Annotated in this window: 12 protein-coding genes; 11 read left to right on the top strand and 1 reads right to left on the bottom strand. The window is 63.4% G+C overall.

Annotated elements, in window-relative coordinates; translation table 11 throughout:
* Positions 1-9 precede the first annotated feature (9 nt).
* The 11 genes from F4Z81_03765 to F4Z81_03815 all read left to right on the top strand — a co-directional run bounded on the left by F4Z81_03765 (position 10) and on the right by F4Z81_03815 (position 11,401).
* Positions 10-351 (top strand): DUF4212 domain-containing protein, encoded by a 342-nt coding sequence (locus F4Z81_03765; protein MXW04169.1) that lies wholly within the window; start codon positions 10-12, stop codon positions 349-351.
* A 9-nt stretch (positions 352-360) separates the two neighbouring features.
* Positions 361-2,214, top strand: a complete 1,854-nt coding sequence (locus tag F4Z81_03770) for a cation acetate symporter (GenBank protein ID MXW04170.1) — start codon at positions 361-363, stop codon at positions 2,212-2,214.
* Between the two features lie 18 nt (positions 2,215-2,232).
* Positions 2,233-3,018 (top strand): glycosyltransferase family 2 protein, encoded by a 786-nt coding sequence (locus tag F4Z81_03775; GenBank protein MXW04171.1) that lies wholly within the window; start codon positions 2,233-2,235, stop codon positions 3,016-3,018.
* A gap of 25 nt (positions 3,019-3,043) precedes the next feature.
* Positions 3,044-3,832, top strand: coding sequence for a glycosyltransferase family 2 protein (locus F4Z81_03780; GenBank protein MXW04172.1), 789 nt, complete (start codon positions 3,044-3,046; stop codon positions 3,830-3,832).
* A gap of 20 nt (positions 3,833-3,852) precedes the next feature.
* On the top strand, positions 3,853-4,809 hold the full coding sequence (locus F4Z81_03785; protein ID MXW04173.1) for a glycosyltransferase: 957 nt from the start codon (positions 3,853-3,855) through the stop codon (positions 4,807-4,809).
* A 7-nt stretch (positions 4,810-4,816) separates the two neighbouring features.
* Positions 4,817-5,875 (top strand): glycosyltransferase family 9 protein, encoded by a 1,059-nt coding sequence (locus F4Z81_03790; GenBank protein MXW04174.1) that lies wholly within the window; start codon positions 4,817-4,819, stop codon positions 5,873-5,875.
* Between the two features lie 4 nt (positions 5,876-5,879).
* Positions 5,880-6,929: a glycosyltransferase family 9 protein gene (locus F4Z81_03795; GenBank protein ID MXW04175.1), complete on the top strand. Its 1,050-nt coding sequence runs from the start codon at positions 5,880-5,882 to the stop codon at positions 6,927-6,929.
* Positions 6,930-7,014: 85 nt separating this feature from the next.
* Positions 7,015-8,547 (top strand): Rne/Rng family ribonuclease, encoded by a 1,533-nt coding sequence (locus F4Z81_03800; GenBank protein ID MXW04176.1) that lies wholly within the window; start codon positions 7,015-7,017, stop codon positions 8,545-8,547.
* 29 nt (positions 8,548-8,576) lie between these two features.
* Complete coding sequence (gene rplU, locus F4Z81_03805) at positions 8,577-8,903, top strand: 50S ribosomal protein L21 (GenBank protein MXW04177.1); 327 nt, start codon at positions 8,577-8,579, stop codon at positions 8,901-8,903.
* 19 nt (positions 8,904-8,922) lie between these two features.
* Complete coding sequence (locus F4Z81_03810; GenBank protein ID MXW04178.1) at positions 8,923-9,177, top strand: 50S ribosomal protein L27; 255 nt, start codon at positions 8,923-8,925, stop codon at positions 9,175-9,177.
* A gap of 4 nt (positions 9,178-9,181) precedes the next feature.
* Complete coding sequence (locus tag F4Z81_03815; protein ID MXW04179.1) at positions 9,182-11,401, top strand: hypothetical protein; 2,220 nt, start codon at positions 9,182-9,184, stop codon at positions 11,399-11,401.
* Positions 11,402-11,405: 4 nt separating this feature from the next.
* Here the strand turns inward: F4Z81_03815 and F4Z81_03820 are convergent.
* A partial coding sequence (locus F4Z81_03820; protein MXW04180.1) for a hypothetical protein occupies positions 11,406-13,197 on the bottom strand: 1,792 nt, incomplete at its 5' end.

Consider the following 13,197-nt stretch of genomic DNA (forward strand, 5'->3'; position numbering starts at 1 on the left):
AGGACCGACATGTCTGATTCGACGGATTCAGCCGGCAGCAGGGCCGCCTCGACGGATTCAGCCGGCAGGAAGGCCGCCGCGGCGCTGCGCCGCTACTGGCGGGCGAACATACGGATCATGGCCGTGCTGCTCGGGCTGTGGGCCCTGGCCGGACTGGGGGCCGGCATCCTGTTCGCGGACGCGCTCAACGCGTACCGCATTTCCGGCACCGGCTTTCCCCTGGGGTTCTGGTTCGCTCACCAGGGCAGCATCATCGTCTTCGTGCTGCTCATACTGGCCTACTGCCTGTACATGAACCGCCTGGACAACCGGCACCGCCGGGAACTCGAAACCACCAGGCAGGAAGGGTAGGCGCGGGCGATGTCGGTACAGGCTTGGACCTATTTCTTCGTAGCCCTCTCTTTCGGCCTCTATCTCTTTATCGCGTGGCGTACCCGGGTCCGGGACACCCGGGGCTTCTACGTCGCCGGTCGGGGCGTGCCCGCGGCGGCCAACGGCATGGCCACGGCCGCCGACTGGATGAGCGCGGCGTCCTTCATTTCCATGGCCGGGCTGATTTCCACTATGGGATACGCCGGCGGCGTCTATCTCATGGGCTGGACGGGCGGCTACGTGCTGCTGGCGCTGCTTCTCGCACCGTACCTTCGCAAATTCGGCCACTATACCGTACCGGACTTCGTGGGAGACCGCTTCGCGTCGGACCTCGCGCGCGTGGTGGCCGTCTCGTGCGCCATTTTCATCAGCTTTACCTACGTGGCGGGGCAGATGCGCGGCGTGGGCGTCGTCTTCAGCCGGTTCCTCGAGGTGGACATCCATATCGGCGTCATCATCGGGATGGCCATTGTCTTCATCTACGCTACGCTCGGGGGAATGAAGGGCATCACGTGGACCCAGGTCGCCCAGTACTGGGTGCTCATCACCGCCTTTCTGATCCCCGCCATCGCCATCAGCATAAAGCTCACGGGAAGCCCCCTGCCGCAGGCGGGGCTCGGCAGCACGCTGGAGCCTTCGATCGCGGGCGAGACGGGCGTATACCTGCTGGAGAAGCTCAACCAGATACAGGCTGACCTGGGGTTCAGCAGCTACACGGCCACCTTCGTGGGAGGGTGGGACAAGGTCAACGTATTCTGCGTGGCCCTCGCGCTCATGGTGGGCACGGCGGGCCTGCCCCACGTGCTCGTCCGGTTCTATACCGTCAAATCGGTCAAGGCGGCCCGGTGGAGCGCCTTCTGGGCGCTGCTCTTCATCTCCCTGCTTTACCTTACCGCGCCCGCGACCGCGGCCTTCGCGCGGTACTACATGATCGACAGCCTGAACGGGAAGACCGCTCAGGAACTTCCGTCCTGGTTCGAGAACTGGGAGAAGACCGGCCTGATCCTGTGGATGGACGACGGAGACGGCGTCATGCGGTATTCGGCCGGAGACGACAACGAGATTTTCCGCGGCGGGTCCCTGTCGCACACGGAACTGTCCTCCATCCAGGTCGACCACCAGTCCTGGCTCGATTCGGACGGCGCCGCGGGGGCGGATGGGCGCACGGCCCTCAGGGCCCGGGGGCTTTCCGGTCCGGACCGCGACATTATCGTGTTGGCGACGCCGGAAATGGCCGAACTGGCCAGCTGGATCATCGCGCTCGTCGCGGCCGGCGGCCTGGCGGCAGCCCTGTCCACGGCCAGCGGGCTGCTGCTCGTTATTTCGTCCAGTGTTTCCCACGACCTGTACTACCGCGTACTGCGCCCGAACGCGAGCGAGAGCCAGCGCCTTTCCGTGGGCCGTAGCGTGATCGGCGTAGCCGTGATCGTGGCCGGTGTATTCGGTATCTACCCGCCGGGTTTCGTCAGCCAGGTGGTAGCCTTCGCCTTCGGCCTCGCCGCCGCGAGCTTCTTCCCCGCCATCGTACTGGGCATTTTCAGCAAGCGCGTGGGTACGATACCCGCCGTGTGCGGTATCCTGGCCGGTATCGGCTTTACGGCTTTCTACATCATCGCGTGCGTGTTCTTCGGCATGGAAACCTGGACCTTCGGGCTGTTCGCCAACGGCATCAGCCCCCAGGGGATCGGGACGATCGGCATGCTGATCAACTTCGCCGTGACCCTGGGGCTCACGCCGCTATTCCCCAGGCCCGGCAAGGAAATCGAGGCCATGGTCGACTCTGTCAGGGAGCCGGAAGACGCGGGACCTGCGGTGATGATCGAATCGGCCCCGGAACATTGATCCGCGGGAGCCGGCGCCATGTCCCTCTCCGTCATTATCATCGCCCGGAACGAAGCTCCGCGGATCGAAGCCTGCCTGCGGAGCGCGCGGTTCGCCGACGAGATCGTGCTCGTGGATTCGGGGAGCGACGATGATACCGTCGCCATCGCGCGGGAGTACGCCGACCGTGTCGTCGAATCGGAGTGGCTGGGCTACGGACCGACCAAGCAACTGGCCCTGGAGCACGCCACGGGCGACTGGGTGCTCTGGCTGGATGCCGACGAGCGCGTTCCGCCGGAACTGCGGGATGAAATCCTCGCCGTCGCGGCAAAGGAGGACCGCGCCGGTTACCGGATCGCGAGGAAGACGCTTTTCCTGGGACACTGGATCCGGCATTGCGGATGGTACCCCGATTACGTGCTGCGCCTTTTCCGGCGCGGGGCCGATCCCCGGTTCACCGACGACGAGGTGCACGAGGCGCTGCGCATCCGGGGACCGGTCGGCGATCTGAAGCACCCCATGATCCACGATACCGATCCCACCCTCCACCACTACCTGGACAAGTTCAACAGCTTCACCAGTCTCGGCGCCCGCCAGCTCTACCGGTCGGGCAGGCGTTTCCGTTTGACAGATCTGGTTTTCCGTCCGATTTTTACCCTGTTCAAAATGTACGTGTTGCGTAGAGGTTTTCTGGACGGCCTGCCGGGCCTCATCCTGTGCGGCCTTTCCGCCTGTTACGTTTTCACCAAGTACGCCAAGCTCTGGCACCTTCACCTCCGGGGCTCCGCCGACGCCGAATCGGGCGCGGGGGGCCGATCCTCCTGAAACCGCGCATTCACCGGCGTTTCTCATGCAATCGCTGTCCGTCGTCGTGATCACGTACAATGAGGAGCGCAAGCTCCGGCGCTGCCTGGACCCGGTCTCCTGGGCCGATGAGATCATCGTGGTGGACAGCGGCAGCACCGACGGCACGGTGGAAATCGCGGAATCCTGCGGAGGACGCGTGTTTCAGCGGCCGTGGCCTGGTTTTGCCGGCCAGCGGAACTTCGGCATGGCGCAGGCCCGCGGCGACTGGATCCTCTTTCTCGACGCGGATGAATACGTCACGGAAGGGCTCGATGCGCGGGTCCGAGACCTGCTGCGGTCCGGCGGGGATTTCGACGCGTACAAGATCCACCGCCAGGAACACTTTCTCCGGTTTCCCATCCGGCACGGAACGCTCAACCCGAGCTACCAGCCCCGACTCCTCAAAAACGGAAAGGGATACTGGACGGGAGGCGCCCACGCCCATATCGAGGTAAACGGCCACGGCGAACTGGGGCTGATCCACGAAGATCTCTACCACGATTCGCACAACACGCTCTCCGATTTCATCGCCCGGATCGACCAGTACACCTCCGTGGACGCGGAGGAGCGGATCAAGGCGGGACAGCGCGTGGGACGGCTGCGACTGGTGTTTTCTCCCCTCGGCATGGCCTGGAAATGCTACTTCGTCAAAAAGGGATTCAGGGACGGTTTTCCCGGTCTCCTCTTCAGCCTGTGCATGGGGATCTATTCGTTCCTGAGGCTGGTAAAGGTCTGGCAGGGCGAAACCGGGGCGGAGGAGCGCACGGACGGTCCGGCAAAGCCCTCCGCGTGACGGCCGATTCGGATTGAGTCATGGCACAGCGCGAACGATGCAGTATCGTGATCCCGACGTGGAATGCGGGCTATCTGGTCGAACGGTGCCTCCGTTCATTGAAAGACCACGGGGCAGCGGACCGGGCGGAGATCGTGGTGGTGGACGACGGCAGTACGGCCGACACGGCCGTAAGGACGTGGGCGACCTGTCCGGACGCGGTCCTGGTCAGGCACGACGGGAACAGGGGGTTCGCCGCAGCCTGCAACACAGGGGTGTCGCGGGCTTCGCACGAGGTCGTGGTCCTGCTCAACAACGACGTCGTCGCCACCGGCCCCTTCCTGGATCCCCTCCTTTCCCATTTCCGTGACGATCAGGTGTTCGCCGTCAATCCCCGGGTCTACCAGGTCGGGGACGGGCGTCCCGGCGGCGGTCTCGTGCGAGGCGCCATGCACTGCGGCCTGCTGCGGCTGAGGTGGGCGGAACGCGAGTCCCTGCGAGAAGGCCGTGCACTCACCCTCTACGCCAACGGGGCCGCCATGGCGGTATCCCGGTCGAAGTACCTGGCACTGGGCGGATTCGATACGTTGTATGCCCCGTTCTACTCGGAAGACCTGGACCTGTCCTACCGCGCGTATCAGCGGGGTTGGACGGTGCTTTACGAACCGGAAAGCCGGCTCACCCACGAACACGGCGCGACGATCGGCGCGCGGCACGACCGGGCCTTCATCGACCGCGTCAGCGCGAGAAACCGAATCCTCTTCGTGTGGCGCAACATGCGGGACCTCAGGTGCCTGGTGTCGCATGTCTTCTGGATGATGGCTCGTTTCCTCGGCGCGGTGCTGAAGGGCGACCTGACCTTCCCGCGTGCGCTGATGGACGCGGCGCGTCTAAGGGATGCGGTAATGAAGCGGCGGCGGTCCGACCCGGCTCCAGTAGCAACCGACCGCGAGATCCTGGGGTCGACGTCCGGGTGGGCGGGCCGCGAAAAACCCTAGAGGTCCTATGGACGCCCCGAAGGCAAGACGAATCCTCATTTCCCGTTTGCGCTTCATCGGCGACGTGGTGCTGACCACGCCGGTGATCAGGGCGTTGAAGCGGCATTACGGGGAAGCCGAACTCTACTACCTCGCGGAGGCGGGACCCGCGGCGGTCCTCGCCCGGAACCCTTACCTGGAAGAGGTGATCGCGCTGCCGGACGAACTCCTGCCTGGCCGGTCCGTGCTGACCCGCTGCGGGGAACAGTTGCGCTTCCTCCGTGCCCTGCGAAAGCGCCGTTTCGACCTGGTGATCGATCTCTTCGGCAATCCGCGCAGCGCGCTGCTGACCCTGGCCACGGGCGCCCGGATGCGGGTCGGTTATGACGTACGGGGAAGGGGCGCGGCGTACAATGTCAAGATCAGGCGGTCAGATTCTCTCCGGGTAGTGGATGCCTACCTGGATGCGGTCCGCACGATCGGCGTTCCCGCGGATGACGACCGCACCGAGGTCCACTTCTCCTCCGAAGACGCGGCGTGGGCCGATTCCTGGCTCGCTGAGCGGGGCGTGGACGGCGACCGCCCGATCGCCGCGCTGAATCCCGGCGCAAGCTGGCCGGCCAAAACGTGGAACGCGGGCCGATTCGCCGAACTGGCCCGCCGGATGATCGAAGCGCTGGACCTCCGTGTACTGGTGGTCGCGGGACCGGGGCAGCGGGAGGCCATGGCCAGGTTGGCCGGCATGGCGGGCGACGCCTGTCCCGTCGTGGAAACCGGTTCGCTCACCCGGCTGGCCGCGTTGATCCGGAGGTGCGACCTGTTCGTTTCCAATGACTGCGGGCCGATGCATATCGCCGTGGCCGTGGGAACGCCCACGATCGGCCTTTTCGGTCCGAGCAACCCGCGGATCTGGTTTCCCTATTCACAGGCCGAAGGGCACGTCGCCCTGGAAGCCGGTGTGGACGACTGTTGCGGCCGCGATTTCTGCGTCCGGCCTGTCGCATGCATCGAATCGATATCACCGTGCCAGGTGCTGGAGGCCGCGGAGTCCGTCCTGCGCGGGACTTCCAACCGTTCGGCGGAGTAGGCCTATGCCCGAAGATCCCAGGCGCATACTGGTCATCAAACTGCGGGCCACCGGGGACGTCGTCCTGGCGACGCCCGTCATCGAGAACCTGAAGCGGCGCTTCCCACGGGCCCGCCTCTCCTTCCTGACGGAGGAGGCTTCCGCCGACGTCCTGCGGTGGAATTCCTTGCTGGACGAGCTCATCGTGCTGCCCCTGCGCCGGTGGGGAAGCCTGGGCGTCCGTGGTTCCTGGCGCGAGCAGGTACGGTTCTATCGTAACCTGCGCCAGAGACGCTTCGATCTCGTATTCGACCTCTTCGGCAATCCCCGCAGCGCCTTGCTGACCTGGCTGACCGGGGCGCCGGACCGGGTCGGTTACGCTTTCCGGGGTCGCCGCCACGCCTACACCACCGTAGTCACGCCCTCAGGCCGGCCAGGGCACGAGGTCCTGTTCCACCTGGAAGCTCTGGAGGCGCTGGACATCCCGGTGGCCGCCGACCGGCCGCGTGTCACCATACCCGGGACGGCCGGCGAGAAAGCAGACGGCTGGCTGCGGGAGCACGTCCCGGGCGGGCGTGTGTTGATCGGACTGAATCCGGGCGGAGGTTGGGCCATCAAGCGCTGGCCGCCGGAGTTTTTCGGCCGCCTGGCCGACGCGCTGATCGATGAATACGGCGTGGACGTGCTGATCCTGTGGGGGCCGGGCGAGGCAGGGCTCGTCGCGCGGGTAACCGGCGCCATGCGCAACCGCCCCCTCGTGCTTCCGGAGACGACGCTCGCCGAACTCGGCGCATTCCTTAAGCGCTGCGGCCTGCTGGTCAGCAACGACAGCGCGCCGATGCACATGGCCGCGGCGCTGAACGTTCCCACCGTCGGTATCTTCGGTCCCACCGACCCCCGCGCGCAGGGGCCCTGGGGCGACGGTCACGGCGTGGTGCGGAAGGAAAGCGTCGACTGTCTCGGCTGCAACCGGATCAAGTGTCCGATTGGCAATATATGCATGACGACGCTGGAACCCGGGGAGCTGCTGGAGAAGATACGCGCGTATATTCCGGTCGGAATAGTCGGAACTTGACACCACGCCACCCGAATGTTATATTTAACTACTTTGGAACATTTACGTTAACCGGCGCTTAAGGGACCATACAGAAGGTTGATATTTGCGGAAAGACATCATAGTTGAGACGGCCACGCACGAAACACGCATCGCGATGCTCGAGGATAACCATCTCGTCGAGCTGCTGGTCGAACGCCCGGAACACGAGCGCGTGGTCGGGAACATCTGCAAGGGCGTAGTGACAGCGGTCATACCGAGCATTCAGGCGGCCTTTGTGGATATCGGCCTGGACAAGGCTGCCTTCCTGCAGGCATCGGACGTAACCAGTGGGGCCGACTGGATTGATTTCGATGACGACGAGAACCAGGATTCCGGATCCGGAAGGAGCAGGGACCGGGAGTACCAGATCCAGGAGATGGTCAAGGAAGGCCAGGAAATCGTCGTCCAGATCACGAAGGAGTCCATCGGCACCAAGGGACCGCGGGTCACTTCCCAGATATCCCTGCCGGGAAGGTTCCTCGTGCTGGTTCCCCATGCCAATTACGTCGGCGTTTCCCGGCGTATCGACGACTGGAGCGAAAAGCGCAGGCTGAGGGACCTGGCCAGGAAACTCAAGGACGACGACTTCGGGGTCATCGTGCGGACCGCTGCACTGGGCAAATCGGATTCCGAGTTGAAGAACGACCTCAAGCAACTGACCAGGACATGGCGGAATATCGAGAAGGAGGTCGGGAAGACGCCGGCGCCCGCCATGATCCACAAGGACGTCGAAATGACGTCCGGGATGATACGCGACCTGTTCACGCCCGACATCGACAGCGTGATCATCGACTCGAAGGCGGTATACAAGGAGATCCTGGCCTATCTAAAGGGCGTGGCCCCCCAACTTCGCGAGCGCGTCCACATGTACGACGGGACGGCGCCGGTGTTCGACGCCTACGGGATCGAGAACGAGATCGGCAAGGCGCTCCATCGGAAGGTATGGCTGAAGAACGGCGGCTACATCCTCATCGAACCCACCGAAGCGCTGGTGACGATCGACGTGAATTCAGGACGGTACGCGGGGTCAAGGGGACACGAGGAAACCGTGTTCCAGACCAACCTGGAAGCCTGCGCGGAGGTGGCGCGGCAGCTCAGGCTCAGGGATATCGGGGGTATCATCGTCATCGATTTCATTGACATGGAAGACCGCGGGAACCGGCGCCAGGTGCACCAGGAAATGGAGAAGGCCATGTCGCACGACCGTGCGCGGACACGCATGTCCAAGGAGATCAGCGAATTCGGGCTGATCGAGATGACCCGCCAGCGGATTCGCCCCAGCCTGCTGTTCACCTTCAGCGAGGCATGCCCGGTGTGCGACGGGACCGGCCGAATCATGTCGCGCATCACCATGGTCACCCAGATCGGCCGGTGGCTGAAGCGGGCAAAGCCCGGCCTGAGAGAACGAAAGCTCAAGCTCAAGGTGCATCCCACCGTGGCGTTGAGTCTGCATGAGAACGGACGGGAGAAACTGGTGAACCTGCAGGACGAGTACAAGATGCAACTTCAAGTCGAGGAAGACCCGTTCCTGCACGTGGAGGAATTCCGCGTGTTTTCGGGCAAACGGGACCTGGACGTGACCGACGAGTTCAAGTAAGCGGACCAAACGGACAAGGAGCGAAATAGATGTACGCTGTGATCAGATCGGGCGATCAGCAGTTCAGTGTCAACGAGGGAGATACGATCCAGGTCGAGAAGATCGCCGCCGAAGTGGGAGACGAGATCACCATCGACCAGGTGCTCCTCCTGGGCGGCGGAGAGACGCTGGTCGGCACGCCGACGGTAGCCGGGGCCACTGTGACGGCCAAAGTTACCGAGCAGGGCCGCCATCCCAAGATCGTGGTGTTCAAGATGAAACGCCGTAAGAACTACCGCCGGAAGAGAGGGCACAGGCAGCCGTATACCGCGCTCGAAATAACCAGCATCAACTACGACCCAAGCGCATCCAACTGATCGGAAAGGATTTTCGCAGATGGCCCACAAGAAAGGTGTAGGAAGTTCTCGCAACGGAAGAGACAGCAACCCCAAGTTTCTCGGCGTCAAGACCGGAGACGGCATGCGCGTCCGGGCTGGCAACATCATCGTCCGGCAGCGGGGAACGCGGATTCTGCCCGGAGAAAACGTGGGGCGCGGCAACGACGACACCCTCTTCGCCTTGACGGACGGCATCGTCCAGTTCCGCCGGTACGGGAAGAAGCGCACGCAGGTCCATATCGCCGACGGGTGATCCCATGGCGATCGACGCCGACGCCGTCGTTCGGAAGGCGAAAGCCGGGATCTCCGGTTTCCTCGAAGAGCAGTTCCGCCGCGGGCTGATCGACGAAGGGCTCTACGAACAGGCCCGTCTGAACGTACTTCCGAATCTTCGCCGCTGGTTGACCGACCCTCACATCAGCCGGTTGTCCCCTCGGCTCGGTGAAGGACTGAGAAGTGCTGTCGAAGCGGCCAGATGGGACGAACTGGTCGAAGCCTACGTGGACGAGATCAAGTTCGGCACGGCGGGCATACGCGGCAAAGCCGCCATGTCGGACGAAGAACTGCTGATCCTCGCCCGGGACGGCACGGACGCCCCCATCCTCAAGGGGCCGAATACCCTCAATAACATCGTTCTCCTGCTGAAGTCCGCGGGCGTCGCGAAGTACGCGACCGCCCATGGACTCCGGTCCATCGTCATCGGCTATGACAGCCGGGTGGCGGGCCAGGATTTCGCCCGGCTGGTATCCGGGGTGTTCCTCGCGGAGGGGCTGAAAGTCTACCTCTTCGACGAAGCCTGTCCGTACCCGGAAATGACCTTCGCCATACCTACGCTGGGTGCCGATATGGGCATCCTGATCTCGGCGAGCCATAACGACCGTAGATACAACGGCTACAAGCTCTCCGCCGGGACGGGATCGCAGTTTTCTCCCCGGGAACGATCCGTCATCTACAACGACTACATCCGGAAAACGACCCCGGCCCAGGTCGCGCTCCTGGGCTTCGATGACGCCGGGGTCGATCCGGGGCACCCTGAAGACCCTCGTCGTGACGGAAACAGGCTCGTGTTCCTGGGCGGCGCCGCGCCGTTGGCCGGATTCGACTATCTAGGCCGTCCCCTCATAGATATCCACGGGATGTACCAGGACCAGATCCGGGGATTCATTTCCGATGTCGCGATGATGAAGTCGTGGGCGCCCTCCATTGGAATCGGGTACTGCGCGTTTCACGGGGCCGGACGAAAGGCCGTGCCCCGGCTGCTGAGTGATTTCGGTTTCACCCGGGTGGACACGGTAACCCGCCACCGGTTGAACGAGCTCAACGGGCTCTTCCCCGCCTTTCAGGACCATCCCGAACAACAACCGGACCCGGGTGATCCCACGGCGTCCGATATCGCCGTCGACGCCTTCGTCGAACAGTACGGCGCGGATGCCATGGAAGCGCTCGAACTGATGATCGGGACCGACCCGGACGCCGACCGGGCGGGGCTCGTGGTCAAGGTCCCCCGGGCCTGCCGGAAATACCACGACAACCGGTCCCATGTGCTGCTGTCGGCCGACGACGCATGGTCTCTGCTGCTCTGGTACCGCCTGTCGCAGGGTGCCGGGAGTACGAAGGCATTTCACCCGCGGCCGGAGGAGTCGTTCATCGTGCTTTCCCACATCACGACTGACGCACTGGTGCGGCTCGCACGGAAACACGGCGTCGGCGTCGTAAAGACCTGGGTCGGGTTCGGCTTGATCGCCAACGCGGTGGAACGGGTGTGGTCGGGCGACGACCTATCGGATCCCCGGTTCAAAGATATCGTCTATCAGACCGTGGATATGGAGGGCATGCCCCGACGCTGCAACGTGGGCTGCCTGGAGCAGAGCAACGGGTTCAGTATCCTGGGAGGACCGCCCGCCACGGCCGCGGCCATGGGAAGCAACGGCCACGTGCGTGACAAGGACGGTGTCTTCGCCGCGATCCTGCTCGCCGAAGTGGCGGCCTATGCCGCATCCCATGGGACGACGGTATACGAACTGATCGACGAACAGATTTACCTGGATCCCGATATCGGGTATTTCGCCACCGACGTCGTTCCGGTCCCGCGTTGGGGAGAATTCAAAGGATTGGAAGGGCTGACGCGGAAGATCGGCATTCTGAGACGATGCGCGGAGCTGGGACAACGCGTGCGGGACGGCGAGTCCCTTACGCTGGACGGTCTCCCGGTGCGGTCATCGGAGACCTTCGTGGCGGGCAAGTACGCGGATGCGCACCAGTGGCCGGGATTTCCCGACGAGGGCATTCGATTCTATTTCGACGAGGAAAGACTCAACTACCTGACCGTGCGGCCGTCGGGTACGTCGCAGTGCTTCAGGTTCCACATCCAGTTGAAAGCGGAGAACCTGTCGCGAAGCGGTCTGGCGCGGCAGAAGTACGAGACCAGGATGCGCGCCCGGAGGATCATCTACGCGATGCGCGACCTGATCATGTAGCGTGCTATATGGCGAAGAAATCCCTCAGGTTGTTCTCGATTACGGCGTCTTCACGCAGCCTGGTAAGCCACTCCTGGTACAGTTGATTCTGCTTCTGGATCAGCAACTGCCGTTTCAGGTTCTCCTTCACCATCTCGTAGGTCGTTTCATCAACCGGTTCCCTTTCCACCAGTTGAATCAGGTAATAACCCCGTTCCCCTTCAACCACTTCGCTGAGCTCGCCGGTCTCCGACAACTGGAAGGCCCCCTTGATGAAATTCAGATCCTGCCCGATTTGAGGGATGAAGGCCTGCTGCCGCGTTATGGGATCCGTGGTGGCGACCCGGTCCGCCATTTCACCGCTTAACGCGTCCAGGTTGACGCCGGCGAGGCCCGCCCGGACCTCTTCGCCGCGGAGCCTGGCCTGTTCCATTTTCCCGTTCCGCACGAGGATCGATCGGATGCGCAGTTCCACTTCCTCGAGGGGCAGCACGCCCGCCGGTTTTTCACCGGCGTTTTCCAGGACGTAGAAACCGCTGGTGCTCTCCAGTACCTCTCCGATTTCACCGGGTTCGGATGCGAAGGCGAAAGACGACGCGCCGACCAGGTATCCGATGCCGGGGATGAACCCGTCGGGGCGGTCGGCGAAAAACCCGGTGGATTCGACCTGGAAGGAATCCGGCATGGCGCCGGCCGAACGGACCGCTTCCTCCAGACCACTTTCGACGGCCCGGGCCTGAAGCTGTCTCGCCTGGTCGTTCAGCGCGCTAAGGGTCTGCTGTCCGGTCATGGTCCTCAGGAGTATATGGCGCGCGCGGACCTGTTCCTCGCCGTCCCGGACCGCGGTCTCTTCCACCTTGATGATGTGCCAGCCGTACTCCGTCTTCACGGGATTCGAAATGGAACCGGGCGGCGTTTCAAAGGCGGCCGTTTCGAAGGCCGGGACCATGTCGTTTCGGCCGAAGAAGCCCAGGTTTCCTCCCTCGGAAGCGTTGGAGGTGTCCTCGGAGAAGTCCCTGGCCAGGGTTTCGAAATCGGCGCCGTCGGCAAGCTGGTCGTAAAGCTCGTCGATCTGTCGTTCGACACGCTGGGAATCGGCCACGCTCGGTTGCTTCGGAATCATGACGTAGGATAATGAAACCCGGTCGTCCTCCAGGAACGCTTCGGGATGCTCCGAATAGTACGCGGCGATATCTTCATCGGTGATCGATTCCGGTTCCACGGCCTGGTCTTCCGGATCGAACAGGAGGTATCTGGCCGTAAGCCGCTCGTTCTGGTTCACGAAGGCCTGCCGGACTTCCAGATCCGTTACGCGGGCGCCAGATACCACGCGGCTGACGAGCTTTTGCCTGGGCAGCAGCATGCGGTACTGGTCTTCGAGAAACGTCCAGCCTTCGACTGCCGGATCGTTCAGTGCCTGGAGGTACTTGGTCTGGTCGAATTCGCCGTCCGTCTGGAACATTTCCTCCTGCCTGATGTACTCCGGCGGATTCGTGCGGATCGCCTCCAGAATCTCGGCGTCGGTTACGCTGATGTCCTGCTGACCGATGCGCTGTTGGAGCAACGTGAGGTTAACCCGCCGGTCCCACACTTCGTTGATGATTTCGCGGCGACGGAATTCGTCCACGCTGCCGCCCTGCTGCTGGCGGTCGATTTCCTGCTGGCGTTCCACTTCAAACCGCATTTCCTCGTAGGATACCGATTCTCCGTTAATCGAACCCACGGCATTCTGCCCGCCCGGGCCCCGGCCGGTCATGTCGGCGCCCCATTCAAGGCCGATCAGTCCCCCGACCGCTATCACCAGGGTGGTGATGGCG

Source organism: Gemmatimonadota bacterium (genome assembly GCA_009835325.1).
Taxonomy (GTDB): Bacteria; JAAXHH01; JAAXHH01; order JAAXHH01; family JAAXHH01; genus JAAXHH01.